Source organism: Mesorhizobium sp. WSM4829, from assembly GCF_055811475.1.
In genome coordinates, this window is sequence record NZ_JBVVQJ010000022.1 from 11,901 (window position 1) to 37,931 (window position 26,031).

Annotated in this window: 25 protein-coding genes and 1 pseudogene; 17 read left to right on the plus strand and 9 right to left on the minus strand. The window is 63.3% G+C overall.

Features of this window, described 5'->3' with window-relative positions; translation table 11 throughout:
- The first annotated feature begins 45 nt into the window (after positions 1-45).
- The 3 genes from AC0L17_RS20675 (at position 46) to AC0L17_RS20685 (ending at position 3,679) form a co-directional block, all read left to right on the plus strand.
- Complete coding sequence (locus AC0L17_RS20675) at positions 46-1,158, plus strand: DUF1330 domain-containing protein (protein WP_473517187.1); 1,113 nt, start codon at positions 46-48, stop codon at positions 1,156-1,158.
- A gap of 208 nt (positions 1,159-1,366) precedes the next feature.
- Positions 1,367-1,501, plus strand: a complete 135-nt coding sequence (locus AC0L17_RS20680; RefSeq protein WP_473517188.1) for a hypothetical protein — start codon at positions 1,367-1,369, stop codon at positions 1,499-1,501.
- Between the two features lie 129 nt (positions 1,502-1,630).
- Positions 1,631-3,679: a family 16 glycosylhydrolase gene (locus AC0L17_RS20685; protein WP_473517189.1), complete on the plus strand. Its 2,049-nt coding sequence runs from the start codon at positions 1,631-1,633 to the stop codon at positions 3,677-3,679.
- A 324-nt stretch (positions 3,680-4,003) separates the two neighbouring features.
- Here AC0L17_RS20685 and AC0L17_RS20690 read toward each other — a convergent pair whose 3' ends face one another.
- Positions 4,004-5,161, minus strand: a complete 1,158-nt coding sequence (locus tag AC0L17_RS20690; RefSeq protein WP_473517190.1) for a sulfite oxidase — start codon at positions 5,159-5,161, stop codon at positions 4,004-4,006.
- Positions 5,162-5,416: 255 nt separating this feature from the next.
- On the opposite strand from AC0L17_RS20690, the gene AC0L17_RS20695 reads away from it, so the two are divergent.
- The 3 genes from AC0L17_RS20695 (at position 5,417) to AC0L17_RS20705 (ending at position 8,567) form a co-directional block, all read left to right on the plus strand.
- On the plus strand, positions 5,417-6,049 hold the full coding sequence (locus AC0L17_RS20695; RefSeq protein ID WP_287222873.1) for a DUF1326 domain-containing protein: 633 nt from the start codon (positions 5,417-5,419) through the stop codon (positions 6,047-6,049).
- 8 nt (positions 6,050-6,057) lie between these two features.
- Positions 6,058-6,957, plus strand: coding sequence for a DUF2182 domain-containing protein (locus AC0L17_RS20700; protein WP_473517191.1), 900 nt, complete (start codon positions 6,058-6,060; stop codon positions 6,955-6,957).
- A gap of 92 nt (positions 6,958-7,049) precedes the next feature.
- Positions 7,050-8,567 (plus strand): FAD-dependent oxidoreductase, encoded by a 1,518-nt coding sequence (locus tag AC0L17_RS20705; protein ID WP_473517192.1) that lies wholly within the window; start codon positions 7,050-7,052, stop codon positions 8,565-8,567.
- A gap of 166 nt (positions 8,568-8,733) precedes the next feature.
- On the opposite strand, the gene dinB is transcribed toward AC0L17_RS20705, so the two are convergent.
- The gene (gene dinB / locus AC0L17_RS20710) at positions 8,734-9,975 is read right to left on the minus strand and encodes a DNA polymerase IV (RefSeq protein WP_473517193.1); all 1,242 of its coding nucleotides are present in this window, start codon (positions 9,973-9,975) and stop codon (positions 8,734-8,736) included.
- Positions 9,976-10,544: 569 nt separating this feature from the next.
- Positions 10,545-11,003 (minus strand): GNAT family N-acetyltransferase, encoded by a 459-nt coding sequence (locus AC0L17_RS20715; RefSeq protein WP_091598943.1) that lies wholly within the window; start codon positions 11,001-11,003, stop codon positions 10,545-10,547.
- Positions 11,004-11,296: 293 nt separating this feature from the next.
- Between AC0L17_RS20715 and AC0L17_RS20720 the strand changes: the two genes are divergently transcribed.
- Entirely contained in the window at positions 11,297-11,737 is a 441-nt protein-coding gene (locus AC0L17_RS20720; RefSeq protein WP_139172692.1) for a hypothetical protein, read from the plus strand.
- Positions 11,738-11,768: 31 nt separating this feature from the next.
- On the opposite strand, the gene AC0L17_RS20725 is transcribed toward AC0L17_RS20720, so the two are convergent.
- Positions 11,769-12,137, minus strand: coding sequence for a hypothetical protein (locus AC0L17_RS20725; RefSeq protein WP_091598945.1), 369 nt, complete (start codon positions 12,135-12,137; stop codon positions 11,769-11,771).
- 193 nt (positions 12,138-12,330) lie between these two features.
- Between AC0L17_RS20725 and AC0L17_RS20730 the strand changes: the two genes are divergently transcribed.
- Entirely contained in the window at positions 12,331-12,633 is a 303-nt protein-coding gene (locus AC0L17_RS20730) for a hypothetical protein (RefSeq protein WP_023799072.1), read from the plus strand.
- A 284-nt stretch (positions 12,634-12,917) separates the two neighbouring features.
- Here AC0L17_RS20730 and AC0L17_RS20735 read toward each other — a convergent pair whose 3' ends face one another.
- Entirely contained in the window at positions 12,918-13,613 is a 696-nt protein-coding gene (locus tag AC0L17_RS20735) for an XRE family transcriptional regulator (RefSeq protein WP_023799071.1), read from the minus strand.
- 446 nt (positions 13,614-14,059) lie between these two features.
- On the opposite strand from AC0L17_RS20735, the gene AC0L17_RS20740 reads away from it, so the two are divergent.
- From AC0L17_RS20740 to AC0L17_RS20750, 3 genes are all read left to right on the plus strand, one after another.
- Positions 14,060-14,452 carry a hypothetical protein gene (locus AC0L17_RS20740; RefSeq protein ID WP_473517194.1) on the plus strand — a complete coding sequence of 131 codons (393 nt, stop codon included), beginning with the start codon at positions 14,060-14,062 and terminating at the stop codon, positions 14,450-14,452.
- Positions 14,453-14,562: 110 nt separating this feature from the next.
- Positions 14,563-15,234, plus strand: coding sequence for a DUF6456 domain-containing protein (locus tag AC0L17_RS20745; protein WP_473517195.1), 672 nt, complete (start codon positions 14,563-14,565; stop codon positions 15,232-15,234).
- A 297-nt stretch (positions 15,235-15,531) separates the two neighbouring features.
- Positions 15,532-15,804, plus strand: a complete 273-nt coding sequence (locus AC0L17_RS20750) for a DUF2285 domain-containing protein (protein ID WP_473510597.1) — start codon at positions 15,532-15,534, stop codon at positions 15,802-15,804.
- A gap of 286 nt (positions 15,805-16,090) precedes the next feature.
- Here the strand turns inward: AC0L17_RS20750 and efp are convergent, their stop codons facing one another.
- Positions 16,091-16,657 carry an elongation factor P gene (gene efp / locus AC0L17_RS20755; protein ID WP_091598816.1) on the minus strand — a complete coding sequence of 189 codons (567 nt, stop codon included), beginning with the start codon at positions 16,655-16,657 and terminating at the stop codon, positions 16,091-16,093.
- Positions 16,658-16,786: 129 nt separating this feature from the next.
- Between efp and epmA the strand changes: the two genes are divergently transcribed.
- A complete protein-coding gene (gene epmA / locus AC0L17_RS20760; RefSeq protein WP_473517196.1) occupies positions 16,787-17,830 on the plus strand; it encodes an EF-P lysine aminoacylase EpmA in 1,044 nt (347 codons plus the stop codon).
- A 3-nt stretch (positions 17,831-17,833) separates the two neighbouring features.
- Here the strand turns inward: epmA and AC0L17_RS20765 are convergent.
- Both AC0L17_RS20765 and AC0L17_RS20770 read right to left on the minus strand, forming a co-directional pair.
- Positions 17,834-18,203: pseudogene (locus tag AC0L17_RS20765) on the minus strand (endonuclease domain-containing protein).
- Positions 18,204-18,319: 116 nt separating this feature from the next.
- On the minus strand, positions 18,320-18,940 hold the full coding sequence (locus AC0L17_RS20770; protein ID WP_473517197.1) for a DUF922 domain-containing Zn-dependent protease: 621 nt from the start codon (positions 18,938-18,940) through the stop codon (positions 18,320-18,322).
- 229 nt (positions 18,941-19,169) lie between these two features.
- Between AC0L17_RS20770 and msuE the strand changes: the two genes are divergently transcribed.
- The 5 genes from msuE to AC0L17_RS20795 are packed head-to-tail and all read left to right on the plus strand — an operon-like array spanning position 19,170 to position 23,852.
- Positions 19,170-19,721: an FMN reductase gene (msuE, locus tag AC0L17_RS20775; protein ID WP_128246992.1), complete on the plus strand. Its 552-nt coding sequence runs from the start codon at positions 19,170-19,172 to the stop codon at positions 19,719-19,721.
- A 59-nt stretch (positions 19,722-19,780) separates the two neighbouring features.
- Positions 19,781-21,145 (plus strand): LLM class flavin-dependent oxidoreductase, encoded by a 1,365-nt coding sequence (locus tag AC0L17_RS20780; RefSeq protein ID WP_473517198.1) that lies wholly within the window; start codon positions 19,781-19,783, stop codon positions 21,143-21,145.
- Positions 21,146-21,172: 27 nt separating this feature from the next.
- Positions 21,173-22,021 (plus strand): ABC transporter permease, encoded by an 849-nt coding sequence (locus AC0L17_RS20785; protein ID WP_473517199.1) that lies wholly within the window; start codon positions 21,173-21,175, stop codon positions 22,019-22,021.
- Positions 22,022-22,078: 57 nt separating this feature from the next.
- Complete coding sequence (locus tag AC0L17_RS20790; protein ID WP_473517200.1) at positions 22,079-23,077, plus strand: ABC transporter substrate-binding protein; 999 nt, start codon at positions 22,079-22,081, stop codon at positions 23,075-23,077.
- Between the two features lie 13 nt (positions 23,078-23,090).
- Entirely contained in the window at positions 23,091-23,852 is a 762-nt protein-coding gene (locus AC0L17_RS20795) for an ABC transporter ATP-binding protein (RefSeq protein WP_236377479.1), read from the plus strand.
- Positions 23,853-23,927: 75 nt separating this feature from the next.
- On the opposite strand, the gene AC0L17_RS20800 is transcribed toward AC0L17_RS20795, so the two are convergent.
- On the minus strand, positions 23,928-25,895 hold the full coding sequence (locus AC0L17_RS20800; protein WP_473517201.1) for an acyltransferase family protein: 1,968 nt from the start codon (positions 25,893-25,895) through the stop codon (positions 23,928-23,930).
- Positions 25,896-26,031: the final 136 nt, after the last annotated feature.

Genomic DNA, 26,031 nt, shown 5'->3' on the forward strand with positions numbered 1-26,031 from the left:
CCACCGCGCATCCCGTGGAGTCCATGCGATCAACAGAGGTCGGCCATGTCTACCTATTGCTTCTTCGACGTGCGTGAAATCACCGACCAGGCCAAGGTCGAGCAGTATCTGGCAGGGGTCTTTGCCACGGTTGAACAGTATGGAGGGCGCTATCTGGTGCTGGGCGGGAAATCCGACCTTGTCGAAGGAGACTGGCAGCCGGTCTATCCGGTCATCGTCGAATTTGCCGACGGCGAGCATGCCCGGCGCTGGTATTCATCGCCCGAATACGAGCCGCTGAAGGCGCTACGCGTCGCCGGAACCCGATCCAACGCAGTGTTCCTTGAAGGTGCAACGCCGGGATCGGAGCAAGCGGCGGCCCAGACCCGCCGGGGCAAGACATCGAAAACTCCGGCTGAAATCTACGACTCACTGTTCGTTCCAGCGCTGTTCCGACAATGGGGGCCTATCGTCGCCGCCGAGGCGCGAATAGGGAGGGGCGACTGCGTGATCGACATTGCCTGCGGTACGGGTGTGCTGGCGCTCGCGGCCCTCGACCGCGTTGGCGCGGAGGGCAAGGTGGTCGGGCTTGATCCCAATCCCGATATGCTTTGCGTTGCCCGCCGCAAAAGCACTCGCATCGATTGGCGAGAAGGGCGCGCCGAGCAGATCCCTTTCCCGGATGAAAGCTTCGACGCCGCGGTCAGCCAGTTCGGCCTGATGTTCTTCGACGATCGAGCAGCCGGACTGCGGGAAATGATGCGCGTGCTCAAGTCCGGCGGCCGGCTCGCCGTCGCGGTCTGCGGACCGCTCGACCAGTCGCCCGGCTATGCCGCAGTGGCGGATATGCTTGAACGGCTGTTTGGAACCGACGTTGCGAACGCGTTCCGCGCGCCCTTTGTGCTCGGCGATGCGGAGTTACTGCGCTCGCTCTGCGCGAAGGCAGGCATAGAGCGTGCCGAGGTGAAGCGGCACCGCGGAACGGTCCGTTTTGCCTCGATCGAGTCGCTGATCTCGACGGAAAGAGCCTGCATCTGGACGTTGGGCGGGCTTTTGGACAACGAGCAGTTCAAGCGGCTCCTGGAGGAGGCCGAGCGGGCACTTATGCCTTATGTGACAGCAGCCGGCGCCGTCGCTTTCGACATGCCGGCGCTCGTCATCACGGCATCCAAGGACTGACGCTGGCGACCGATTTCCGGGTTATTCCGGCCGTCCGCGGTTCAATAGGTGAACCTGCCGAAGGTCCGAGAAGGGTCGGGGAGCGAACCCGCTGCGCGGGAGGGCGCCTGCGGTTGAGGTAGAGGGCACAGGCCGGCCGTCGCGCCTGCATTGAGCGTCGTCCGACAGCGGCAGAGCATGACGGGCTTGTTCAACAAGGAGCCTGACCATGCCTAATCCCCTTCTCGATGCCCCTATCAGCCCGCTGCGCCAGCGGCTGATCGACGACATGACCATGCGCCGGTTCAGCCAGGAGACGCAGCGCAACTCAACCGATTTGCGACATCTCCCAAATTTCTCGTGAAGCGTTGGGGATAACCGCACTGACCCCATTTGCGGCGGAATCGGTATCCACTATCCTTCCGTTAACAAATGGACGAGTAGATCTTGGGGGGTCAACCGCGAAAATGTTGCGAGAACGAGGAGCCCATCAATGGCCGCGATTACTCTTCCTGGCGATTGGACCGAACAGTACAAGGGATCGAAGCTGAACCTCTCCGGGTTCAAGCTCTCCTTTTCTGACGAGTTCAACACGCTTGATGTCGTGCCGAACAACGGCACCGGCAAGTGGTTCGCGCCGGTACACGCCCCCTATGGGGCCGCCACGTTCATGTCGCCGGTGGGGGCAACGAATCCGTTCTCCGTCTCTGACGGTAAGCTGACCATTACCATGAAGCAGGTGGACGGCGCCTGGCAGTCGGGAACGATGCAAACGGTTAACAGCGCCGGCCAGGGTTTCGCGCAAGAGTACGGGTACTTCGAGATGCGCGCAGCCTTTCACGGCGGGGCGGGGGCCTGGCCGGCTTTCTGGATGCTGTCGCCCGATCAGACTGTGCCACGCGTCGAGGTCGACATCGTTGAAGCGTATGGGGGCGATCCCGATGGTCATCACCAGGCGGTGCACTTGAGCAATAAGGAAAGCCACGCTTGGGAAAGCAACTATACGGGCCTCCCCGGTTCGATGTTCGACGGGGCGTTTCACACCTACGGCGCGAGAATCACGACGGACTGGATCACCGTGTACTATGACGGCAAGGAGCTGAGCCGCTTTCCAATGAGCGAGTCCTTCCGCACGCCGCTCTATATGATAGCCTCGCTTGCCATGAATCCCCTTGAGGTCGAGCGGGCGTCCGGCACCTACAAGATGGTCATCGACTACGTGCGCGCCTATGCCGCGCCGGACGTGATGGAGCAGCACCTGACCGGGACGGATGCGGCGGATATCCTGAACGGCGGCAGCTTTGATGACGTTCTGGACGGCAGAGCTGGTGCTGACAAAATGTCCGGCGGTTTCGGCAACGATACCTACCGCGTCGACAACGCATTCGACGTAGTCATCGAGGCTGACGGCGCCGGCATCGATGTGGTCATCACGTCGATGACGTATTCGCTGTCCGGCCAGCAAATAGAGCAGCTCACACTCACCGGCGTTGCTGACATCGACGCGATGGGTAACGAACTCGACAACACGCTGGTCGGCAACGCTGGCAGCAACCTGCTCGACGGCGGAGTCGGAATCGACAAGATGGAGGGCAGCGCAGGCAACGATACCTACTATGTCGACAATGCGCTCGACCGTGTGGTCGAGGGCGATGCGGCGGGCAACGATTCGGTGTTCAGCTCGAGCACCTATTCACTGCCACGCTATGTCGAAAATCTGACCCTCATCGGGCTTGGCGCTATCAATGGTCGCGGCAATTCTTCCGACAATGAGCTGACCGGGAACAATGGGAACAACACGCTGGACGCCCTTGCCGGCAACGACACCATAAGAGGCGGGGCGGGTAGCGACCGGTTAGCGGGCTATGATGGCGCCGACCTTCTCGATGGCGGGACCGGGGCCGACCTGATGAATGGCGGTGCCGGCAACGATACCTATTATGTGGACAATGCACTGGACAACGTCATCGACGAAGCGGGCCTCGACCAGATTTTCAGCTTGGTCACGTACTCACTGGCGGCCGCTAACCGAGCGGTAGAAAATCTGCGTCTGACCGGAAACGCCAACGTCGGAGCCACGGGAAATTCCCTCGACAACGTGCTCGACGGCAACGACAGCGACAACATTCTGGACGGCGGCCGAGGCAATGACACCGTGCTTGGGCGGGGTGGCAACGATGCACTAACGGGCGGCCTGGGCATTGACCGGCTTACTGGTGGCGCCGGCAACGATTTCTTCGTTTTCAGCGCGCCGCTCTCAGTGGCCAACCGCGACATCATCACGGATTTCAACCATACGGCCGATGCATTCAGGCTCCAGAATTCGGTAATGCAGGGGCTTGGAGCCACCACGGGAGCCCTCGACCCAAGGTATTTCTTCGCTGGGACTAGTGCGCACGACGCCGACGACCACATCGTCTATGACAAGGTTACGGGTGCGTTGTTTTACGATTCCAACGGAAACGTCGCAGGCGGCGTGACACAGCTCGCGACGCTGACGAACAGGCCGACGCTGCTGGCCGACGATTTTTTCGTGATCTGATCCGACGCCTACAGCGGTGCGCGTGAAAAAGCGATCAAGCGCACCGTTGTAACTTCTTGTTTGCGCATCGCTTTGTTCGAAAAACCGGTGACCTCTTTTTCGAGCGATGGTCTGGTCTAAAATAGTTCTACTGCGTCACAAACTGTGTTGGATGTCTCCTGGCGTCACTTGCTCGTCCCCAATAGACGAGACGAATCGCAACAGTTCACCGAAGCGGTCGTTCCGAGCATCTACGATACGCGTCTATTTTGCCTCCGCAAGCGGACCTAAACATTGGTTGGACAACCAGTCTGCGCTGCCTGCTTCACCTTCCCGCAAAGTCGATCAAACGACACGCACGCGGCGCGTCACCTGGCCATTGCTTTCCCAGTATGTGTGTTTCTTGGCAATCAAGGGATCGTCCATCGCCGGTTGAACCTGTCCCGTGGTGCTGACCGCGCGCGAGGTCACCGTGTGTTCTCCAGGCGACGGATTTGGCCAATCCAGGGACCAGATCTTCCAGGCGTGTTCGGCCTCCTCGCTGCGGTCGATGGTCGCCGGTGCCCATGGCGCTTGATCGATTTGCACTTCGACCCGATCGATCGGTGCCCCCCAGGCTGCCCCAATGATGCGGTAGTCCGAGTCCTTGCGGGTGACCTTCGCGGGCGCGGACTTTATCAGCGCTCGTCCGACTGAGTCCTCGGTCCACACGGTCTCGCCATTGCGCTCTTCCTCCCGGATGGTGACATAGTCACGCGCCATCAGAAGGCTCATGAAGCGGGTGTCGCGCACCTCGATGCGCTCCAGCCACTTGACGTTGGCGATGCCGTACCAGCCCGGAGCAATCAGCCGCAGCGGAAAACCATTGGCCGCCGGCAAGGCGGCTCCGTTCATTTCATAGCAGAGCAGATTGTCTGGGTTCGTCGCTTCGGCAAGCGACATGCTGCGCGCGAAGTTCTGCTGCATCTTGACGTCGCGGATGGCGACCTCGCCGGTGTCAGTGCCGAAAAAGACAACCTCGATGCCATTTTCCAGAACGCCGGCTTCCTCGAGGATCGGGGCGAGCGGCGTCCCTGCCCAGCGGGCATTGCCGATGCCGCCGGTGAAAAACGGAAAACCGTGGTTGCCCGAGCATTCGACTGTGAAAACGACCTCCTGGCGCGGCCGCGCCTTGATGTCGGCGAGGGTCAGTTTCAAGGGCTTCTTGACCAGGCCGCCGATCTCCATCGACCATGTCTTCTCGTCGATCGTTGGTCGATTGAAATGCGAGATGCTGAAGAACTTGTCGTTTGGCGTTATCCAGCTATCCAGATCCTCCCAGACAAGCTGCTTCTGGATGCCGACCGGATCGGGATTTTCGGTCGGCTGGTCCAGCCACCGAACAACTTCCTCGCTCGGCCGTGTTGGAAAAGCGTAAGCCCGACGCGAGGTATAGAGAGCAGCAATTGCGGCAAGGGCAGCACTTCCCTGAACAAGAAGTTCTCTGCGTTGAAGATCAGGCATGTTGTTTCCTCCCAGTTGATCCGGAAACAGGCTGCACGTGCCTTAGGCCGCAGCCTGAACACGGGTAGGCGCAATGAACGTTTGCCCCGCCCGGAGATTATCCGGACAGGTCAAGCAATCAGCGGCGCATCTCAAACATGTGAAGCCTTGGACGAAACTCTCGCTTGGGTTTCGCCTTTTTAAGGGTGCGCCTTTGAGAGGGAAGAGTCCAGGTGTATGATGATCGTCTAATATTTCGAGATCAGGGAGGACAGCATGACGTCTTGGGAAATCAAGGGGCGCGAACTCGTCAATTGCACCTGCGAATATGGCTGCAACTGTCAATTCAATGCGCTGCCCGACAAGGGCCATTGCCATGCCGTGGCCGGCATCCAGATTGATGAAGGTCATCATGGCGAGACCGTTCTCGACGGCCTGCGCATCGCCGCGATCTTCAAATGGCCCGGGGCGATCCACGAGGGCAACGGCGAAGCCATCGCTTTCGTCGACGAGAAGGCAACCGACCAGCAGCGTAACGCGCTGCTGCGCATCATGACCGGCCAGGACACCGACCCGTTCGCGACGATGTTCGCCGTCTACGCCTCGACCGTGACAAAAATGAACGAGCCGGTTTTCACCAAGATCGATCTCGACCTCGATGTCGACGGCCGCAGGGGCCGCATCTTCGTCAAGGACTACATCGAAACTGTCGGCGAACCGATCCGCAACAAGGTGACGGGTGCGGACTCGCGGGCTCAGATCGTGTTGCCGAACGGCTTCGAATATGCGGTCGCCGAGATCGGCAGCGCTTCGAGCACAACCAGCGGGCCGGTTCAGGTGACCACCAAGGACAGTTACGGCCAGTTCGCGCGGCTGCATCTCAACAATCACGGGGTGGTGCGGGCCTGACGCGGCGCATGAACGGCGCGTCGCCACTGGAACGGCTGCTCAGGCGCGACCGCGTCATCACGATTGCGGGCGTGGTGGCGCTGTGCCTGCTGGCCTGGCTTTACATCGCCGCCGGCGCAGGGATCGGCATGAATGCGTGGGAGATGTCGAGGCTCGCGTTATTCCCGCACCTGCAAACTCCGAACATGACATCCGATATGACCTCTGACATGCCCGGCATGGACATGTCTGGCATGGATATGTCCGGCATGGACATGAGCGCGATGGCGACGGAGCCGCGGGCCTGGGGGGCCGCGAACTGGGCGCTGATGATCGCCATGTGGTGGGTCATGATGATCGCCATGATGTCGCCGAGTGCGGCGCCGACCATCCTGCTCTATGCGCGCGTGCATCGCCATGCGCTGGCACAGGGTCAGATCCAGGACAAGCTCGCGCCGACCGGTGTGTTCATGGCAGGCTACCTCCTGGTCTGGCTGGGGTTCTCCGTCGCCGCAACCGCATTGCATTGGCTGCTCGAACGCGAAGCCTTCGTTTCGGCAACGATGATGAGTTCGCAGAGCCGCTGGCTTTCAGCTATCGTCCTGATCGGCGCGGGGATCTATCAGCTCTCGCCCTTCAAGAACGCCTGCCTGTCGCATTGCCGGGCACCGACGGCGTTCCTTGCCCGCCACTGGCGTCCGCACGCCCTTGGCGCGCTGCGTCTGGGCGCATTGCACGGGGCGTTTTGTGTCGGATGCTGCTGGATGCTGATGGCGCTGTTGTTCGTGGGTGGCATCATGAACCTGGTGTGGATTGCCGCGCTCGCCATTCTGGTGCTGGTTGAAAAGGCGTTTCCTGCCGGCCCGTGGGTTGGCCGGGCAGCTGGCATTGCCCTGATCGCCTGGGGCAGCGCAACGCTTTTGGTCTGACGACCAGGGCCGCCTCTGTCGGCAATCAAAGCGTCGAGGAACTTTGAATTCTCGCATCCGTTACCGAATATCGTGGATGGGAGGCTCCGCCGATGAATGCCAGCGATGAAAGGACTGTATCGCTCTGGGCGGCGACCGAAGTCGTGCCCGATGCGGTGCCGCTCGGGCAAAGCGAACAGGTCGATGTCGTGGTCGTCGGGTCTGGGATTGCCGGACTGTCGGTCGCCTACGAACTGGCTGTCGCCGGGCAAAAGGTGGCTGTCCTCGATCGCGGCCGGATCGGAAGCGGCATGACGGCTCGCACCACTGCGCACCTGTCATCTGTCTGCGACGACTATTTTTCGGAGCTGACCAAATTGCGCGGCGAGGACCTGGCGCGGATTTTTTACCAAAGCCAATCGGCCGCTATCGACCGTATCCAATCCATCCGGGAGACCGAGCGTATCGCTTGCGATTTCCGGCGCCTTGATGGCTTTCTCTTTCCGGCTTCCGGCAGCCAGGAATCCGATATCACGCGCGAACTGGACGCCGCTCTGAAGATCGGTGTCGAGGTCGAGAAGACCAGGGGCGTGCCGTTTGCAGGCTTTTCGGATGTGCAGGCCCTTCGATACGCCAATCAGGCGACCTTCCACCCGCTCAAATATCTCCGCGGGCTGGCCGCGGCCATCCGCGCGCGCGGCGGCGTGCTTTATGCTGATACTATCGTCGAAAAGGTCGAGGAGACTGATGGCGGCGTGCGTGTAACCACGGTTTCGGGCTTTACCGTGTCTGCCAGATCGGCCGTTGTCGCCACCAACTCGCCGATCAACGATCGGGTCGCGCTTCACACCAAGCAAGCGCCCTATCGAACCTACGCGATGTCGTTCGAGATCGCGCGCGATACCATACCGGATGCGCTGTATTGGGATAATGAAGACCCTTATCACTACGTTCGGCTTCAGCCTGGCGACGGTCGGACCGACTTCCTGATCGTCGGAGGTGAAGACCACAAGACAGGACAGGCCGATGATGCCGGTGACCGTTTCGCGGCCCTGACGGCCTGGACCAAAAGGCTGGTGCCCGATGTCGGCGTGGAAATCAACCGGTGGTCCGGGCAGGTGATGGAGACCGTCGATTATGCGGGGTTCATCGGCCGCAATCCTGGCGACAGCCGCGTCTTTGTGGCGACCGGGGATTCCGGCCAGGGCATTACCCATGGCGTCGTCGCCGGCCTGTTGATTTCAGACCTGATTCTGAAGGAGGAAACGCCCTGGCGCGAACTCTATGAGCCGTCTCGCAAGACGGCAGGCGCGATCGGCGATTACCTGTCGGAGAATGCGACAGCGATCAAGAGTTTTGCCGAATATATCGCGCCTGGCGAGATCGATTCCGTCGATAAGCTGCGACCGGGAGAAGGTGCCATCGTCCGCGAAGGGCTCAGCAAGATCGCCGCATTTCGCGATGACGACGGCACGCTCTACAAGCGCTCGGCCGCATGCACGCATGTCGGCTGCCACGTCCACTGGAACTCGCTCGAGCGCTGCTGGGACTGCCCCTGCCACGGTTCGCATTTTGCAATCGACGGCACGGCCTTGAACGGACCGGCCGTGGCGCCGCTGGGAAGCGAGTAGGGCAGTAGGCAGTAGGCAGTAGGCAGTGGGCAGTAGGCAGTGGGCAGTAGGCAGTAGGCAGTAGGCAGTAGGCAGTGGGCAGTGGGCAGTGGGCAGTGGGCAGTGGTGAGGAAGCCATTCCAGGGGCCATTCCCCTACTCCCCTACTGCCTACTGCCTTCCCTTACTTACAATTCCTTTTCGGCCAACTCGCGAAACGCGTCGGGAACCGACCGCGATTGGCCGAGCGCGACCGAGGCATAGCCGACCGCCTCCCAGCCGAAGCGGTCGCGGATCTTGTCGATGGCGCGGTCGGCGGTCCAGCGTGCCGCACCCTTCCTGGTGCCGGGGCGGAGGCGGTCGCCGTCGAGGCCGAGCGGCAGTTCCAGCTGCAGGGCCGGCTGCTTCTCCAGATGCGAGACGGCGATCGCCAGCAGCGAAATGGTCTTTTCGTGCGGATGATCGACAAGCACCTTGCGCACCAGCGCCTCGGCAATCTCGGCCAGCATCGCGGTTGCCGAAATCGGCTGGTCGAGCGTGATCGAACGCGTGACCGAGCGCAGATCGGCAAAGCGAACGCGGACCGTCACCGTGCGGCCGGGCCGCGATTTCGCCCGCAGCCTGGTGGCGACCCTGTCGGCCAGATGCAGCAGGGTGGGCACGAAGATTTTTGCCTCGGCCGGTTTCCTGCCGAGCGCCGATTGCGCGCCGGCCGATCGCGCCCGGCGCTGCGTCTCGAGTTTTCGCGGATCGCGGTTCCAGGCCAGCGCGTTGAGTTTTTCACCTGCCGCCGGGCCGAGCAGACGCTCCAGCGACCCACCATTGGTCTTCGCCAGTTCGCCGATGGTGCGCACACCAATGCCGGCCAGCCGCTCCCTGGTGACCGGACCGACGCCCCACATCAGTTCGACCGGCAGGTCGTGCAGAAACTCCAGCTCGTGGCGCGGATCGACCACTACCAGCCCGTCGGGCTTGGCCACCTGCGAGGCGATCTTGGCCAGGTGCTTGGTGCGCGCCACGCCGACCGAGATCGGTAGCCCGAGCTCCGCCCGCACGCGGCGGCGGATGGTTGTCGCGATCTCGGCAGGCGGGCCGAACAGATGGGTGCAGCCAGCGACGTCGGCAAAGGCCTCGTCGATGGAAATCCGCTCGACCACCGGCGTGAAATCGCCGAGCACTTGAATAGCCGCATCGCCGAGTCGCTGATAATCCTTGAAATGGCCGCCGACGAAGATCAGCCCGGGGCAGAGTTCACGCGCGCGCCGCCCCGGCATGCCGCCGCGCACGCCAAAGGCCCTGGCCTCGTAGGACGCGGCCAAGACGACGCCGCCGCCGACGGCGATCGGCTTGCCGCGCAGGGCGGGGTCGAGCAACTGTTCGACCGAGGCATAAAAGGCGTCCAGATCAGCGTGGAGGATGTTGGCTTCCATCCGGCCCGTTCGCCCGCGGCGGTTCGAACGCCGCATTGTCTTGAGGGTGGGTTTTTGTGGAACATAAAGAGAACAAATAGGGCGGATTGTCAAGGAGCGTGGAGGGCAGGTGGAGGGCAATCGCTTCAGGTCTGCGCTGCCCAATCCGCTTACCTTTCCAGCGTTGGTGGTTGGCGAAAACTGAAGCGGCTGCTGTCCCCTTGCAGGGGAGATGTCCGGCAGGACGGAGGGTGTAGTCCCGCCGACCTCTCAAGACCTGGGTTCCTCGCCCACCGCGAAGCGGGGGAGAGGTGGACGCGAAGCGGCCGGAGAGGGGGCTTTCGTAGGGCGCAGTCCCCCTCTCCGTCTCGGCTTCGCCAAGCCACCTCTCCCCCACTTTCGTTGGGGGCGAGGAACCCAAGCTGGAATGAATCTGCGATCCTCCCCCCTCTGCCCCGCCGGGCATCTCCCCTGCAAGGGGAGATCGGCAGCTTCGCCGGCGACACCTACCCCGGAATGTTTGAGAGCCCGGCAGGCGGACGAGGGGCGGCGCCGACTTCAAACGATTGGCTGACGGCAGGTGCCGCGACCTACAACCCCATCTTGTAGCCGAGATGGCTGGCGGTGAAACCGAGGCCCTCGTAGAAGGCGTGCGCCTTCTGTCGGCTCTTGTCGGTCGTGAGCTGAACGAAGCTGCAGTTGTGCGAGCGGCATTCTTCAACCGCCCATTCGATCATCTGCTTGCCGACGCCGCGAGACCGCCATTGCCGCGCGACGCGAACGCCTTCGATCTGGCCGCGCCAGGCACCTCTCCTGGATATACCCGGAATGAAGCTGAGCTGCAGGGTTCCAATCACTTGCCCGGCTTCGACAGCCACGGCCAGCAGCTGGTTGGGATCGGCATCGATCGCGCTGAAGGCATCGAGATAGGACGGCGCGAGCGGCGTCGACGCGTCTTCGCGACCAGCGCCAAGCGCATCGTCGGCAAGCAGCGCGACGATCGCCGGCAGGTCGGGCGCTTGCGCGCGACGGAATTTGATCTCGCTCATCGAGCGGGAGACATACGGCGCGGGCTTGGTGACGGCAAGTGCGGGTTGAGCGGCGGCGTCCTTGCGCATGACCATCTCGAGGACGGCGAGCTTTGCGCAAGACTGTCTGTTCTCGGACACGACGGTTCAAATCTAACGGCTTCAGAGCGAGATTCTAAGGAAGAAGAGGCATAGAAGACTGCGCGCATTCGCCAAATGGGGTTGCCTTGGTCAATCGATCCGTCATCGCCAGCGTCGTGCTAACAGCGGCCATTTTAGCGGGGATGCCTGCAACGGCGGCAGCCGGTGCATCGTTGAAACCAAAAGACGGGCAGGCCGGCACCTGGACGGTCGAAGGTGAGTGCAAGCGCCTTGTCGCCCGCAACGAGAAGCTCGGTTGCACTGGTGAGGTCACGCGGACGAAATTCTCCGATGGGACAATTACTTTCAGGTTTTCCGACGGTGAGAACTGGCTGGTCTTTCGCACGAAGGAGGCGACGGCCCGGCTGTGGCAAGGCTACAAAACCATTCTCGACGTCGATGGCGTTGCCTTCGGCCCAGTCGGCAGCGCGCCTGAAATCATTACCAGAATAGCGGGTGCGGGATGCTCGTATGGGGCTCCTTATTTCGGCCAGGCCAATATAGATTGCAGGGCCGTTGTCGATTTCCGGATGTGGGCTGCGGCGGTCAACACGGACGGGCGGCTGCCGGTGCCGGATAGCGAATATATTCCGCCAACGCGATCCGCACCGTAGCTGTCATTCGCAGGTTTCGCCGACTTCCAGCTTACGCCGCCTGCCGTGACCAGAGGCGGTGGCCGTAGCGGCGGAAGAAGCGCGCCAGCAGAAGCTGCTGCCTGGCGCGGGCGAGATCGGCGCCGCGCCTTTCCTGGCGCCAGCGCGGCATATTGCGATAACAGGCAATGAAGCGGGCGGCGTCCTCGAGCGCCTCTTCAGCCGATTGCGCCGGGCCGATCGCCGCCAGGAACAAGGCCTCGCCGAGCTTCAGCCGGTCGACCAGCGCCTTGCGCTGGCCATGGCCGAGGCGCGCCCGGCCTATGCCGTCGCGGCGGATAGCGGCGAAGGCGGCGAGCATCGCCGGGCTGTCGCCGCTATAGCCGCAATCGCGGGCGAACTGGGCGGAGAGGGCGTCCATCTTCGTCTCCTTGGCTGGCGGCGGCGCGACGGAGACCCGGTCCCGTCGCCCATTCATCTGGGATATCGCATGTAAGCATAACTCAAAAAATGGCACAAGTTAAACTTTTGCATGGGTTGAGTGGAACCGACTCGACTCTTCGGGAAAAACCCCTAATGTTGTGAACAAAACAGGAACTGAGGCATCAGGGACGATGGCATTGCCGGGCAAGGAAGCAACGATCGCCGAGGTCGTCTCGATCGCGGTCGAGTGTATCGATTGCGGTCGAAACAGATGGTGGAAGCCGGCCGAGCTGAGGCGATTCGGGGTGACCGCGCAGACGCCGCTGGCGGCGCTGTCGGGGCGGCTTCGCTGCTCGGCCTGTCGCGCCGATGGCCTGCCGGGCGCGGCGGTCTCGATCCAGGCGGCGTTCATCGACGAGCGGCAGCAGCGCCGCGCCGAGGCGCGGATGCTTGGCGAGCGCGAGGTTCCGCTGGAGAGATCCAGGCGGGCTTGATGGCGCCCGCTTGCGGGCAGGGGAATCGCATGGGAAGCCGAGGCTTCGAGGCTTTCGCTCTACGATGTACCCCCACCCCTAGCCCCTCCCCACAAGGGGGAGGGAGACTCCGTTGGCGCTGACCTCGGCAGATTGCCTGACTCGGCGCTAAGGGAAGTAAAGGCGCGGCAGCATTCCCTCCCCCTTGTGGGGAGGGTTAGGGTGGGGGTCCTCTTCGCAAGAATCCCTATTGCCCCTGCCGGCGATGCCGTTGCGGGGAGAAGGAGCGCTCCGCCGCCGCCGCCCTAGTAACCCAGCAGTTCCTTGAGCGGGATGACGCGCCAGACGTGTTTTATCGCGTAGCGGTTGAAGGTCAGCGACTTCGGCGGATTGTACTGCTCGACGACCAACTCGGCGGCGGTCCGCTTGACCAGCTTTTTGATGAAGGCCTTGCCGTTGCGCTCGTTTTCCTCGGGAAACATCTCGATCACCACGTGGTCGCCGGGCACAGCGTCGCGGCCGCCGCAATAGAGCATCTCGCCGGGCTCGTAGCGCGGCACCATCGAGTCGGAGAGCACGTGCAGCGCGAACACCTTGCGCAGATGGGCGATGCCGGGCGGGCGCTGGACATAGCCGGCGACCTCGCCGTTGAAGGTGAAGTCACCGTCGTCGCCGCCGACCGCGGCACCCAGAAGCTCGATGTCCATCGGGCCGGCGGGCAGGGGGGCGGCGTCGGTGACGATCTCGGCGTCGGCGACATTGTCGGCGTCGTCGAGGAAGACGACCTCGCCCTTGCCGAGCGCCACCGGGTCGACGCGCAGGAAGGCGGCGGTCTTCAAAAGGTTCTCGGTTTTCGGCAGGTTGCGGCCGGTTTCCCAATTGCCGACAGCGGCGACGTCGGTGTCGTTGTGCTCGGCAATATGGCGCATCACCAGGCCGCGCTGCTTGCGCGCCTTGCGGATCGCCGCCCCGACCTTGATCGACAATGAGGTTTTCGCCATGGCGCCATCTGAAACATAAGAATCGGTTTCGTCCATGAAAGAATGGCTTGCATAATTTTTTGAGTTATGCTTATATACGGCCATGCACAAGCCACGCTCCATCCCGCTTTCCCATCCGTCCCGGCTGTCCTCCTCCCCGGCCGGGATGAAGCCCGAGGCTCGCGCCTCGGATCCGGTCGCCCTGCCGTCAGCGGCGGCGACCGGAACGGCCGGAGCCGTCCCCTCACGGCTCCGGCCCCGAATTTCGGCGCGTGCAATGCGGGCCTTTCGTGCATCCGCACCGAGGACGGCACGGTCATCGTCTTCGACCGGCGCACGGGCAGGGCGGTTTCCCCTGGGAGAGGTAATCGGCGACGCCGCGCCGCCCCTCAGCTGCCTGCCGGCATCGGGGAGAGGGGGCAGCTTCGGCATCTACGCAACCCTTTCGATCTCGATGGAAGAACATCATGCCCGCCTATACCGACACAAAATTGCGAAGCATCGCCCGCACGCCGGCCAGGCTGGCGCCGCCAGTCTGGCTGCCGCAGCGCCCGTTGGTGCGCGAGATCCACGGGCCCGACGGCGAGGCCCTCAAGCTGCCGTCGCCGCGCCCGGCTGCCGCCGTCGGGCGCCCGCCGCATGTCGCGGCCATGCGCTTCATCGACTGCCTGTTCAACCGCTGCCGCGCACCGCTCGATCTGACGCTGGAGCAAGACCCCGAAAACGACGCGCCCGGCAGCCGGCCGGCACTGGCGATGCTGTGCTGCGGCCTGCGCACGCGGCCGCTGAAAAGCTACTGCGCCTATCACGCGGCGCGGTTCTGCGATCATCGCCGTACGGCTCTCGCGGACGCAGCGTGAGCGGCATCGGTCGAGAGTCTTCTCGCCAAGCACGGCGGCCCGGTTCCTCGCCCCCGCTGCGCGGAGGAGCCCAGGTTCTGCGAAGACAGCAATGAAACGAGGAGCCACAGATGAGCAAGAAGACCGCCCAAAAGGCCAAACCGCCCAAATTACCCACTGATGAGGCCGAGCAGGTGCGTATCCGCACGCAGGTCGGCCATGATTTCGCGCTGAAGGACGATGCCTTCGGCCGCAAGCGGCTGGCGACCGGCACGCTGGAGGCGAGGCGCGTCTATGAGGTGTCCAATAGCGGCCACACCGCGACCGGCGGCATTGTGCGGGTGCGCAACGTCGACCCGCTGACCGGCATCACCTCGCTGTCGCGCCAGCAGCGCGAGGCGGGCATGCGCTACCGCGAGGATTTTCGCGTCTCGGCACAGGACGGCGTCAAGCCGATGGCGCTGACCGAGCGCGTCGACGGCGGACGCATCGGCGGCGGCGTTGCCGACCGTATCCTGTCCGCCGGCCGCGCCTATGCCGACGCCACCAGGGCGCTTGCGCATTGGGAGGTGTCGGTCGTGGTGCAAAAAGTCTGCTGCGCCGGCGAAACGGTGAAGAGCCTCGCCGAACAGACCGGCGAGCCGCGGGATGTGCTGTCGAAACTGCTCAAAATCGGGCTGGACTTGCTGGCGGTGCATTACGGAATGATGCTGATGCGGCGGCCGCGGGGTAGAGGGCAAACGGGGCGGGCGCTACGAACTTGTCATGCCATCAGAGGCTGCCTACCTGACCAAGAGATGTGAGGGTTGGCAATGCGTTTCATGGGCGGTGTTTTGGGGGCAATCTTAGTGATCGTCGGCATTGTTGCGGCAACGGCGGCTGTGTTCAGCACCCATCCGATTTTTTAATGTCTCGCTTGTCTTTGCGCTTTTGTTTGCCGCCGCAGTGCTACGGACTCATCTAAAGCCCCAGAAGCGAAAGTAGCTAAGCCGCATCCTGATTTGGGGCGCGCAGCGAACCTGGATCGGCCAGCGTCCTCCAATTGAAGGGCGCGGGTTTCCCGACGGACTGTTACGTTGCGCCATTGCTGGTAGGTCACGATGCCAAAGATGCCGCTAAACGCTCATTTTGCAGATACGGCGCCGACGTCTTCGGTGCTGACCGCGTATGATGAGCACTGCATGCTGACTTACATCCGGCTGCTCGATGCTTCGGCGGACGGGGCCGATTGGCGCGAGGTCGCCCGCACCGTCCTGCATATTGATCCGGTGCAGGAGCCGGAACGGGCATTCCGGGCTTGGGCGACGCATCTGGCGCGTGCCCGCTGGATGGCCGGCAAAGAGACGATCGGCACGACAGACGGCATGGAATGACGGTGGAGATTTTTCGTGGAACTGCCGTCACGGTCTGCCCGTTTAGATAGGAAACCAACTGGGAAGCGCCCGATGAACCCTTGGCAAATCAACACGTTGGAGGCCTGCTGCCTGCTTGCCGTCCCGCTGTCGATGATCCTTACGGTTCTGGTGGCGGGTTTTATCCTTGGCTGAGTCTGCACCGTTTCAATAAAGGAGACGGTACGCATCGCGCCACCGGCGCGAGTTGCGCCTTGGCATTCATCGCGCGCGACACCTTCAGCGACGACAAAAATGATCCTGCCTCTCAGTCCTTGGCGCGCTCCACATAGGCGCCATCAGCCGTCATCACCACCACGCGGGTGCCGGCAGTGATGTGCGGCGGCACCAGCGTGCGCACGCCGTTGGACAGCGTCGCCGGCTTGTAGGACGAGGATGCCGTCTGGCCCTTGGTGACCGGCTCGGTGTCGACCACCTCGAAGGTGGCGCGCTGCGGCAGCACCAGCGAGATGGCGATACCGTTGTACTGTGAAATCTGCACCGCCATGCCTTCCTTGAGATAGGGCGCCATCTCGCCGACCACGCTTTCCGGCACCGCGACCTGGTCATAGCTTTCCGGGTTCATGAAATGATAGCCTTCGGCGTCGTGGTAGAGGAAAGTATGCTCGCGCTCCTCGACATAGGCGCGCTCGACCTGCTCGGTGGTGCGGTAGCGCTCCGAGACTTTCACCCCGTCGGAGATGCGGCGCATATCGAGCTGGGTCACCGGCGTGCCCTTGCCCGGATGGATGTTTTCGGCAAAGAGGATCACATAGAGCTTGCCGTCCTTTTCGACGACATTGCCTTTGCGTAGGGAACTGGCGATGACCTTCACGGGCTTTATTCCTAACAGCGTTGATTGGCCTGGGAGCGCCGAATGGCGCAAATCGGCTGCGGGAGCCGTTCGGTGCGGCCTAGCGCATCTTGGCGGCAATCGCCAGTCCCCGATGCAAATCCTGTCGCCATGACCGCCGCCTCGCCCTGGTGGACGCCTGATGTTCACGCCGACCGGCGGCCGCGGTTGATCCTGCGCAACGCCATCACCGCGGCCGTGCGCGACTGGTTTGCCCGCCGCGACTTCGTCGAAGTCGAGACGGCGGCACTGCAGGTCTCGCCCGGCAACGAGGCGCACCTGTCGGCCTTCGCCACCGAGGCGATCGGCCCGGATGGGCGGCACCAGCCGCTCTATTTGCACACCTCGCCGGAATTCGCCTGCAAGAAGCTGCTCGCCGCCGGCGAGAAACGCATCTTCAGCCTGAGTGCGGTCTATCGCAACCGCGAGCGCGGCCCATTGCACCATCCGTCCTTCACCATGCTCGAATGGTACCGGGCCGATGAGACCTACGACAGCCTGATGCAGGATTGCGCCGGGCTTGTCGCGCTGGCCGCCGAACGCGCCGGCACAAAGCGTTTTGCCTTTCGCGGCCGCGAGGCCGATCCGTTCGCCGAGCCGGAACGGTTGAGCGTCGCCGAGGCTTTTATCCGCTATGCCGGCATCGATCTGCTGGCCACAGTCGCCGCCGACGGCAGCACCGATCGCGAGGCGCTGCACGCGTCTCTGGTCCAGGCGGGCTTGCGCACCGCGCCCGACGACAATTGGGCCGATCTGTTCAGCCGGGTGATGGTGGAAAAGATCGAACCGGGGCTGGGGCAGGGGCGCGCCACCATTCTTTACGGCTATCCGATCTCGGAGGCCGCCCTTGCCCGGCCGAGCGCCGATGACCCGAGGACCGCCGAGCGCTTCGAGCTCTATTGCTGCGGCGTCGAGCTGGCCAATGCGTTCGGCGAGCTGACCGACGCCGACGAGCAGCGCCGGCGCTTCATCCTCGAAATGGACGAGAAGCAGCGCATCTACGGCGAACGCTATCCGATCGACGAGGATTTCCTCGCCGCACTGGCCATCATGCCGCAGGCGAGCGGCGCCGCGCTCGGCTTCGACCGGCTGGTGATGCTGGCGACGGGGGCGATGCGGGTCGAGGATGTGATGTGGACGCCGGTGACGGGGTGAAAGTCAGCGCCTGTCCGCATCGGCCTCGATGATTATGTGCTGGCAGACATTGTCGATATCGCGAATGATGTCGTCGTTCCAGAAGCGCAGGATGGTCCAGCCGCTGCTCTTCAAATAAGCGCTGCGTGCTGCATCGCGCTCCGCGTGTTCAGTGTTCGCGTGCTGGCTGCCATCGACCTCGACGACTAGGCGGTGTGTCGGACAGGGCAAAATCAACAATGTAGGGTCCGATTGGCACTTGCCGGCGAAAGCTCAGCCCCATCAATCGATGGGTGCGAAGCTCGTTCCAAAGTTTCAACTCGGCGTCGGTCATCACGTGACGCATCGATTTTGCGTTCTTGCGCTGACGCGGCGGAACGAGATCGTGACCCATCAGACACCCTCGCTTTGGACATTAGCGACGTCATGGATGACGGCCGATCTCCCCCCTTGCGGGGGAGATCGGCCGTCATCAACGCCTTCGCCAGCCTTGCTGCGGGTTCCATCCCCCTACCGCCCCATCAGCAAATTAACGATCAGCTGCTGCAGATTGCCGCGCGGGGCGAATTCTACCCGGTCGAAATCGCGGCTTGCCTTCTGCCGAGCCTGGGAGAGTTCGGCAAGCCGCCTGGTCATTTCGGTCCTGATCTTTTTGCAGCCGGGATCGTCGGGGACGGACAAGCCGATGGTGGCCGCCTCGATCTTGCGCGCCATGTCCGTATACATCTCGCCATGCACCTTTTCATGGGCGGCAAGGCCAGCAGCAAAAACCTCCCAGCTTTTTTGAACGGCGTCCGGTAGCGACCCGGATGGCTTGGGCAAGATGTAGGTGATGATGAGCTTCGGCCGTGCCGACATCAGCACGCAGGCATCGCCTTGCGGCTGGTAGTTTCTGACCCAGGTCAGCTTGTAATCGGTGTATGCCATGACGCGGCGCTTGCTTTTGCCGATGGTTGGCCCCTGCTCGCCCATCGAGGCATGGAGTTCCGGCCCGGTCTGCCCTGAAATGGCGTAGGTTTCGACCTTCTCGACCGGCTTCCACTGCGACTTCGACTGCGCCCCCATCTGCGCCTGCCCCGGCGATGCCAGCAAACAGGCCAGGAGCAGATACTTCAGAACGGCTGTCTTCATGCGAATCCTCCGGGCGATGCCTTTGGTGTGAGATCATCAACGCATGGCCGGAATGCGGTCAAGGCGCCCTTGCAAACTCGCCTATCGCATTTCGCGTCGAAAGAACCAATCAACGGCGATGTGCCGCAAACTCAATCCGCTTGGCGGGTTCGTTTTGAAATCTTCTTTCTCATTAAATTCTATAAACTTAGTAGAGTTAGCGCACACAAGCGTTTTGCGAGGAGCCAAAATGTCGAAAAATCTGGTGGTGGGGCTGTCGGGCAACCTGACCCGTCCGTCGAAGACCAAGGCGTTCATCAGCCACATCGTTGCGGAGGTGGCGAGCAGCACCGGTGCAGCCTCGACCGTTTTCGACATCGAGGATCTCGGTCGGTCGTTTCCGCTGGCAAGGCGCATTGGCGATCTGGATCCATCGGCCAGGAACATCGTCGAGCGATTACTGGGCGCCGACGTCCTGGTGGTTGGCTCGCCGACTTTCAAAGGCAGCTACACCGGGCTTTTCAAGCATTTCTTCGACCTGCTCGACCCGTCATCCCTGCGGGGAAAGCCGGTTATCCTTGCTGCAACCGGCGGCGGCGATCGTCATTCGCTGGTGGTCGAACATCAGCTGCGGCCGCTGTTCGGCTTCTTCGAGGCGCTGACCCTGCCGACCGCGATCTACGCCTCCGACAAGGACTTCGCCAACGGCGTGCTGGTGTCCGAAGCCATCCATGCTCGCGCCAGCCAAGCGGTCGCCGAAGCATGCCGGGCGGTGCCACGCAGCGTCGGTCTTGCCGCCTGAACACGCCACCAGCCCAGTGTCCTCAATCCGCTTCCCGCACAGCTCAGAAGGAGCCCGCAATGACCAGACCCAGCAAGTCGAGGCAGATCAAGCTTGGTGCTTTCCTGCCCGGTGGCGGACAGCATATCGCAGCCTGGCGCCATCCTGACGCGCCGGCCGACGGCGCGACGAATTTCGAGTTCCACAGGCAGCTCGCGCTGACCGCCGAGCGCGGCCTGTTCGACGCCTATTTCCTCGCCGACAATCTGACCGTCGGCCTCGGCGCCCGCGAAGGCGGCAATGCCAAGATCGCCGGGTTCGAGCCGGTGACGCTGTTTGCCGCATTGGCGCCGCTCACCACGCATCTGGGCTTCATCGCCACCGCCTCCACCACCTATGAGGAGCCCTATACGCTCGCCCGCAAGTTCGCCTCGCTCGACCTGCTGTCGAACGGCCGGGCCGGCTGGAATGTGGTGACCTCGGCGGGTGACGAGACCGCGCGCAATTTCAATCGCGAGACGCAGCCTGCCCACGCCGAGCGTTATGCCCGCGCGCATGAACATGTCGAGACGGTCAAGGCGCTGTGGGACAGCTGGGAAGACGATGCCTTCATCCGCGACAAGAAGTCGGGGCGCTTCTACGACAAGGACAAGCTTCACGACATCGACCACAAGGGCCGGCATTTCAGCGTCAAAGGTCCGCTCAATGTGCCGCGCCCGGTTCAGGGCCACCCGGTGGTGGTGCAGGCCGGGCAGTCGGAGGACGGACGCAAGCTCGCCGCCCAGTCGGCTGAGGTCATCTTCACCGCCCATCAGAACCTGGCCTCGGCGCAAGAATTCTACCGCGATATCAAGGCGCGCGTGGCGGCAGTCGGCCGCGATACCGGGCAGGTGCTGATCATGCCGGGCATAGCCCCCTTCGTCGGCCGCACCGAAGAGGAAGCCCGCGCCAAGTACCAGCAGCTGAACGAGCTGATCCTGCCCGAGGATGGCGTGGCCCTGCTCAATGGGTTGGCCGGCCAGACGCTCGACATCAGGGGTTACCCGCTCGACGGACCGCTGCCGCCGAGCCGGGAAACCGAAGGCATGAAGAGCCGCCAGGCGCTGATCCGCCAGATTGCCGACGAGCACAACTTCACCATCCGCCAGCTCTACCAGTGGGTGGCGACGGCCCGCGGCCACTACACCGTGATCGGCAGCGTGGCGCAGGTTGCCGATCAGCTGGAGGAATGGTTCGGCAACGACGCCGCCGACGGCTTCAACATCCTGCCGCCGTGGCTGCCCGGCGCGCTCGACGATTTCGTCGACCTGGTGATCCCCGAGCTGCAGCGTCGCGGCCTGTTCCGCACCGCCTACGAGGGCAGGACGCTGCGCGAGAATCTCGGCCTCAGGCGGCCGGAAAACCCCTGGACCGCCGCCCGCTCCAAGGTGCTGGCTGCCGAATAGAGTCTCTTGAAGCAAAGGGGTAAGACGATGAGTTTGCAACACATCGAGCAGCGGGTGACGATCGATGCACATGGCGGCAGAACCGGCCTTGGCGCCGATTTCCCGCGCCTGGCCAACCGCACTGTCATCCGCTTCCTGTCCCGCTACGGCATCCTGATCGGCTTCCTCGCGATCTGGCAGGTGTCGAGCAGCGCGGGATGGGTCAACGCCGCGGTGCTGCCGCCGGTCGACACGATCGTCTCCGCACTGTGGAATGGTCTGGCCGGCGGCACCTTGCTTGGCGACATCGCCATCAGCCTGCAGCGCGCCGGCCTCGCCTTCGCGGCGGCGGTGGCGGTTGCCATCCCGCTTGGTCTGTTCATGGGCCAGGTGCGCGCCGTCGAAACCGCGCTTGACCCGATCCTGCAGGTTTTCCGGCAGACCTCGGCGCTGGCGCTCTATCCGGTGTTCATCCTGCTGCTCGGGCTGGGGGAGGCATCAAAGGTCTTCGTCATCTTCTGGGCGACGCTGTTTCCGCTGCTGCTCAACACCATCAGCGGCGTCAAGCAAGTCGATCCGAAACTGCTCGAGATGGCCCGGGTCTACGGCGCCACGCGGCTCACCGCATTTCGCCGGGTCGTGCTTCCGGGGGCCGTCCCTTCGATCTTCGTCGGCTTGAGGCTGAGTGCGACCACGGCGCTCTTGTTGCTGATCGCATCCGAAATGATCGGCGCCAACAAGGGCATCGGCTTCCAGGTGATGAACGCGCAGTACAACTTCCAGATCCCGCTGATGTTTGCAGCGATCGTCATCCTTGCCGGCCTTGGCCTGATCGCTAACCAGGCGCTGGTCGGCCTGCAGCGGCGGCTCTGCCGCTGGAGCAATCCCATCGACTGACCAGCTTTCAACCATCCTCTCCAACAGGCCCCATCCTCCAACACGAAAGTCCGGACCATGCCAATCACTCGCCGTTCCCTGCTTGCGGGCGCTCCCTTTGCCGCCGGCATCATCGCCACCGGCCTGCCTCGCTTTGCCGTTGCGCAAGCCGCGCCGGTCACGTTGCGCTACCTCGCCAGCCGTGGCAGCATCTCGCCGCATGAGCTGGCGGACGCGCTCGGCTATTTCAAGGACGTCGGCGTCAAGGTTGAGAATGTCGGCTACTCCAGCGGCGGCCCGGAATCGCTGTTCGCGCTCGCCTCCGGCAGCGTCGATCTCGGCTCGGCCGCAACCGCTGCGGTGATCAATTCGATCTCCGGCGGCAACGACTTCGTCGCTGCCTATCCAAGCAACGGCATCAACGGCCAAGTGCGCAGCGTCTTCTACGTGCTGGAAGACAGTCCGATCAAATCGATTGCCGACATCGCCGGCAAGACCATTGCGGTCAACACGCTCGGCGCCCATCTCGACTATACCGTGCGCGAGGCGCTGCACGGCGTCGGCCTGCCGCCTGATGCCGCCAACCTCGTCGTCGTGCCCGGGCCGCAGCTTGAACAGACCTTGCGGTCACGCCAGGTCGATATCGCGGCACTGGGCTACTGGCAGGCGACGTTTGCCGGCGCGCTGGTCGACAAGGGCGGTGTGCGCGGCGTGTTCAACGACACCGACGTGCTGGGCGAACTGGCCGGCGGCTTCATTGTCCTGCGGCGCGACTTCATCGCGGCGCATCCGGATGGCGCCCGCAATTTCGTCAAACAGTCGGCCCGCGCCGCCGACTGGTCGCGCCAGAACCCGAACGAGGCGCGCAAGGTGCTTGCGGAGATCCTCGATAAACGCGGCGAAAATGGCGAGCTGGCGCGCTACTGGACCGGCTTCGGCCTGCGCGAAGGGGCGAAGGCTGACAACCGCGACATAGACTTCTGGGTCGGCGTGCTCGAGCGCGACGGCCGGCTGCCCAAGGGCAGGCTGAAAGCCGCGGATATTCTTTACGGGCGCGGCGAAACGAAAACCAATTGATCGGGAGACGGCCATGGCCAGCACAAGCGGCGGCGAGGTCACGATACGCGACCTCTCCAAATCCTTTACCCTCGGCGGGCGCCCGCTTGCCGTGCTGAGGGCGCTCAACCTCGATATCCGTTCCGGCGAATGTCTCGTCATCGTCGGCGCCAGCGGATCGGGCAAGACCACGCTGCTGCGCATCCTTGCCGGTCTTGAGGCCGCCGACAGCGGCGGTGTCGCGATCGACGGCAGGCCAGTCCATGGCGTCGGCGCCGAGCGCGCGGTCATCTTCCAGGAACCGCGCCTGCTGCCCTGGCTGACGGTGCTCGGCAACGTCGCCTTTGGCCTCGAAGTGCGGGGCGTGCCCAAGGCGGAGGCCGAGGACAAGGCCCGCTTCTATACCGCGCTCGTCGGCCTGGCCGAATTCAGCGATGCCTATCCCAGGCAGCTTTCGGGCGGCATGGCACAGCGCGTCGGCATTGCCCGGGCTTTGACCGTGCAACCTGAAATCCTGCTGCTCGACGAGCCGCTAGGCGCGCTCGACGCCATGACCAAGATCGGCATGCAGGAGGAACTGGCGCGCATCTGGAGCGAGGAGAACGTCACCATGGTCATGGTCACCCATGATCTTGAAGAAGCGATCTATCTTGCCGACAGGGTGCTGATCCTGCCCAGGGAGAAGGGCGGCACAGCACGGCTGGTCGAGGTTGAACTGCCGCGCCCCCGCGATCGCAGCGAGAGCCGGTTCGTGCGCTACCGCGAAGAACTGCTGCGCGAGTTTGGCTTGCACTGAGACTGGGGGCACTGAGACTGCGAGCACTGAGACTGGGTGCACCGAGACGCTGGTGAAAGGCGCGTCTTGCGCGCCTTACTTCCCGGCCGCCCCGGTCGAGAACAGCGCGCGCTCGACCGTCGGCTCCAGCGTTTGCGCAAAGGGCGTCGCCATGTGGTGGCGGTCGCGATAGGCCAGCTTGCCGTCGATGAAGACATGGCAGGTCTTGGCGTCGCAGAACCGGTCCGTCATGTCGATGTAGGTCGCGTTGGGGACGGCGCGCACGATGTCACGCTCCACCGCGGCCATGGCGTCGTTGGCGGCGTCGGTTCGCGGCGCGTCACATACCGATGGCGTCTGTCCACGCCACAACGCGCGGGCCACGCAGGTGTCGACAAACAGGGTGTTGAACGGCACATCGCGGATGAAGGCGACTTTCAGCCCGGCCTGGCTGAACGCCTCCAGCGTTGCGCGCAGGCCGCCCTGCCAGTCCTGATCGAGGCTTTCGGATTGCCGGGCGTCGGGCGACAGTTTGCGCGAACTGGTCAGCGAGATCTCCGAGATCACCACCAGGCTCGGGCGCAGGGCGATGATCTCCTTGATCGATTGCTCGCGCCATTGATCGCACTCGGTGTAGTCGCGCTTCAGCTTCGAGCTCCAGACCGTCAGCCGCGACGCCCGGCAGGCGGCTTTGAGCCAGGTGACGACCTTGTAGTCGTTTCTCTTCGCCACCTCGATCAGCGGCGTCGACCAGTGATCGGCATGCGAATCGCCGAACAGCGCGATCGAGCGCTCGGCATTCTTGGCGCCGAACTCACAGGCCTTCGGCGTCACGGTCTCGTAGTCGACAACGCAGCCTACCTTGGCGCGCGCGGTGGAGGGCTGCGCGGCAGTTTCGGCAATGATGCGTTGCGAGGGGTCGAGGCCGTCCACGGCAAGGCGCGCATTGGCGTAAGTCGCCACGACGCCGGCGCCGGTCAGCATTGCGGCGGGGATTAGCGCGCGCGCCGCGTTCGCCATCAGCCAGCCATTGCGACGGATCGGGTTTTCGATGAAATTATAGGTGAAGAGCGACAGCGCCAGCGTCAATGCCGCGCAGGCAAGCCGCCCGGGCCAGGACAGGTCGGGCACCATCATCGTCGCATAGACGATGACCGGCCAGTGCCAGAGATAGAGCGAGTAGGAAAGTTTCCCCAGCCATTGCATGGGCGGCAGCGCCAGCATGGCGCTCGGCCCTCTTTGGACATTGCCGGAGCCGCTGAGCAAAAGCAGCACGGTGCCGGCCACCGGCACCACCGCCGCGAAGCCGGGGAAGGGGGTGTCCTGCTCGCTGAAGGTCAGATAGGCACCGGCGATCAGCGCCAGGCCAAGCCATGCCAGTGCTGCGCCCAGTTGCGGGCGCTCTCGCCAGAATTTTGCCGGCGCCATCGTCGCCAGGCCGCCGGCGGCGAACTCCCAGGCCCTGAGCGGCGAGAAATAGAAGGCCCAGGGCTGCGCCACGGTGGTGAGCCAGGCGCAGACGGCGAACGACACCGCGCCGGTGAGGCCGATCACCAGGATCGCCGTGCGCTTGCCCGGGCGCAGCCATGCCGCCAGCAGAAGCAGCCCCGGCCATACGAAATAGAACTGCTCCTCGACCGAGAGCGACCAGAAGTGGATGAAGGGGTTGTTCGCCGCGTCGGGGGCGAAATAGTCGAACGACCAGCGTATCAGCCAGAAATTGATCGCATAGGCCGAGGCGAACATGGCGCCTTTCGAATAGAGCGACTGTTCGTCCGGCGACAGGATGAAGTAGCCGGCGACCAGCGTGGCGAAGATGACGAACAGCGAGGCCGGCAGCAGGCGCCGGGCGCGCCTTGCATAGAACCGCCACAGGTCCAGCCTGCCGTCCTCGGCGATTTCCCGCAGCAACTGGCCGGTGATCAGGTAGCCGGAGATGACGAAGAAGATGTCGACGCCAGTGAAGCCGCCGGGCAGGTCCGACAGACCAAAATGGAACGCGACGACGCCGGACACCGCTAACGCACGCAGCCCTTCGATATCAGGCCGAAACGATGCTGACACGGCAAAACCTCGCGAAGTCGTTGAAAAGCCACCCGTGCAAAGACTCGACGCAATGCATTGATATTGCAATGCAACAAATCTAACGCAGTGCAACATAAGTGGAAGTTTGCCGGGTGCAGCGCGGCATGCTCGTCGG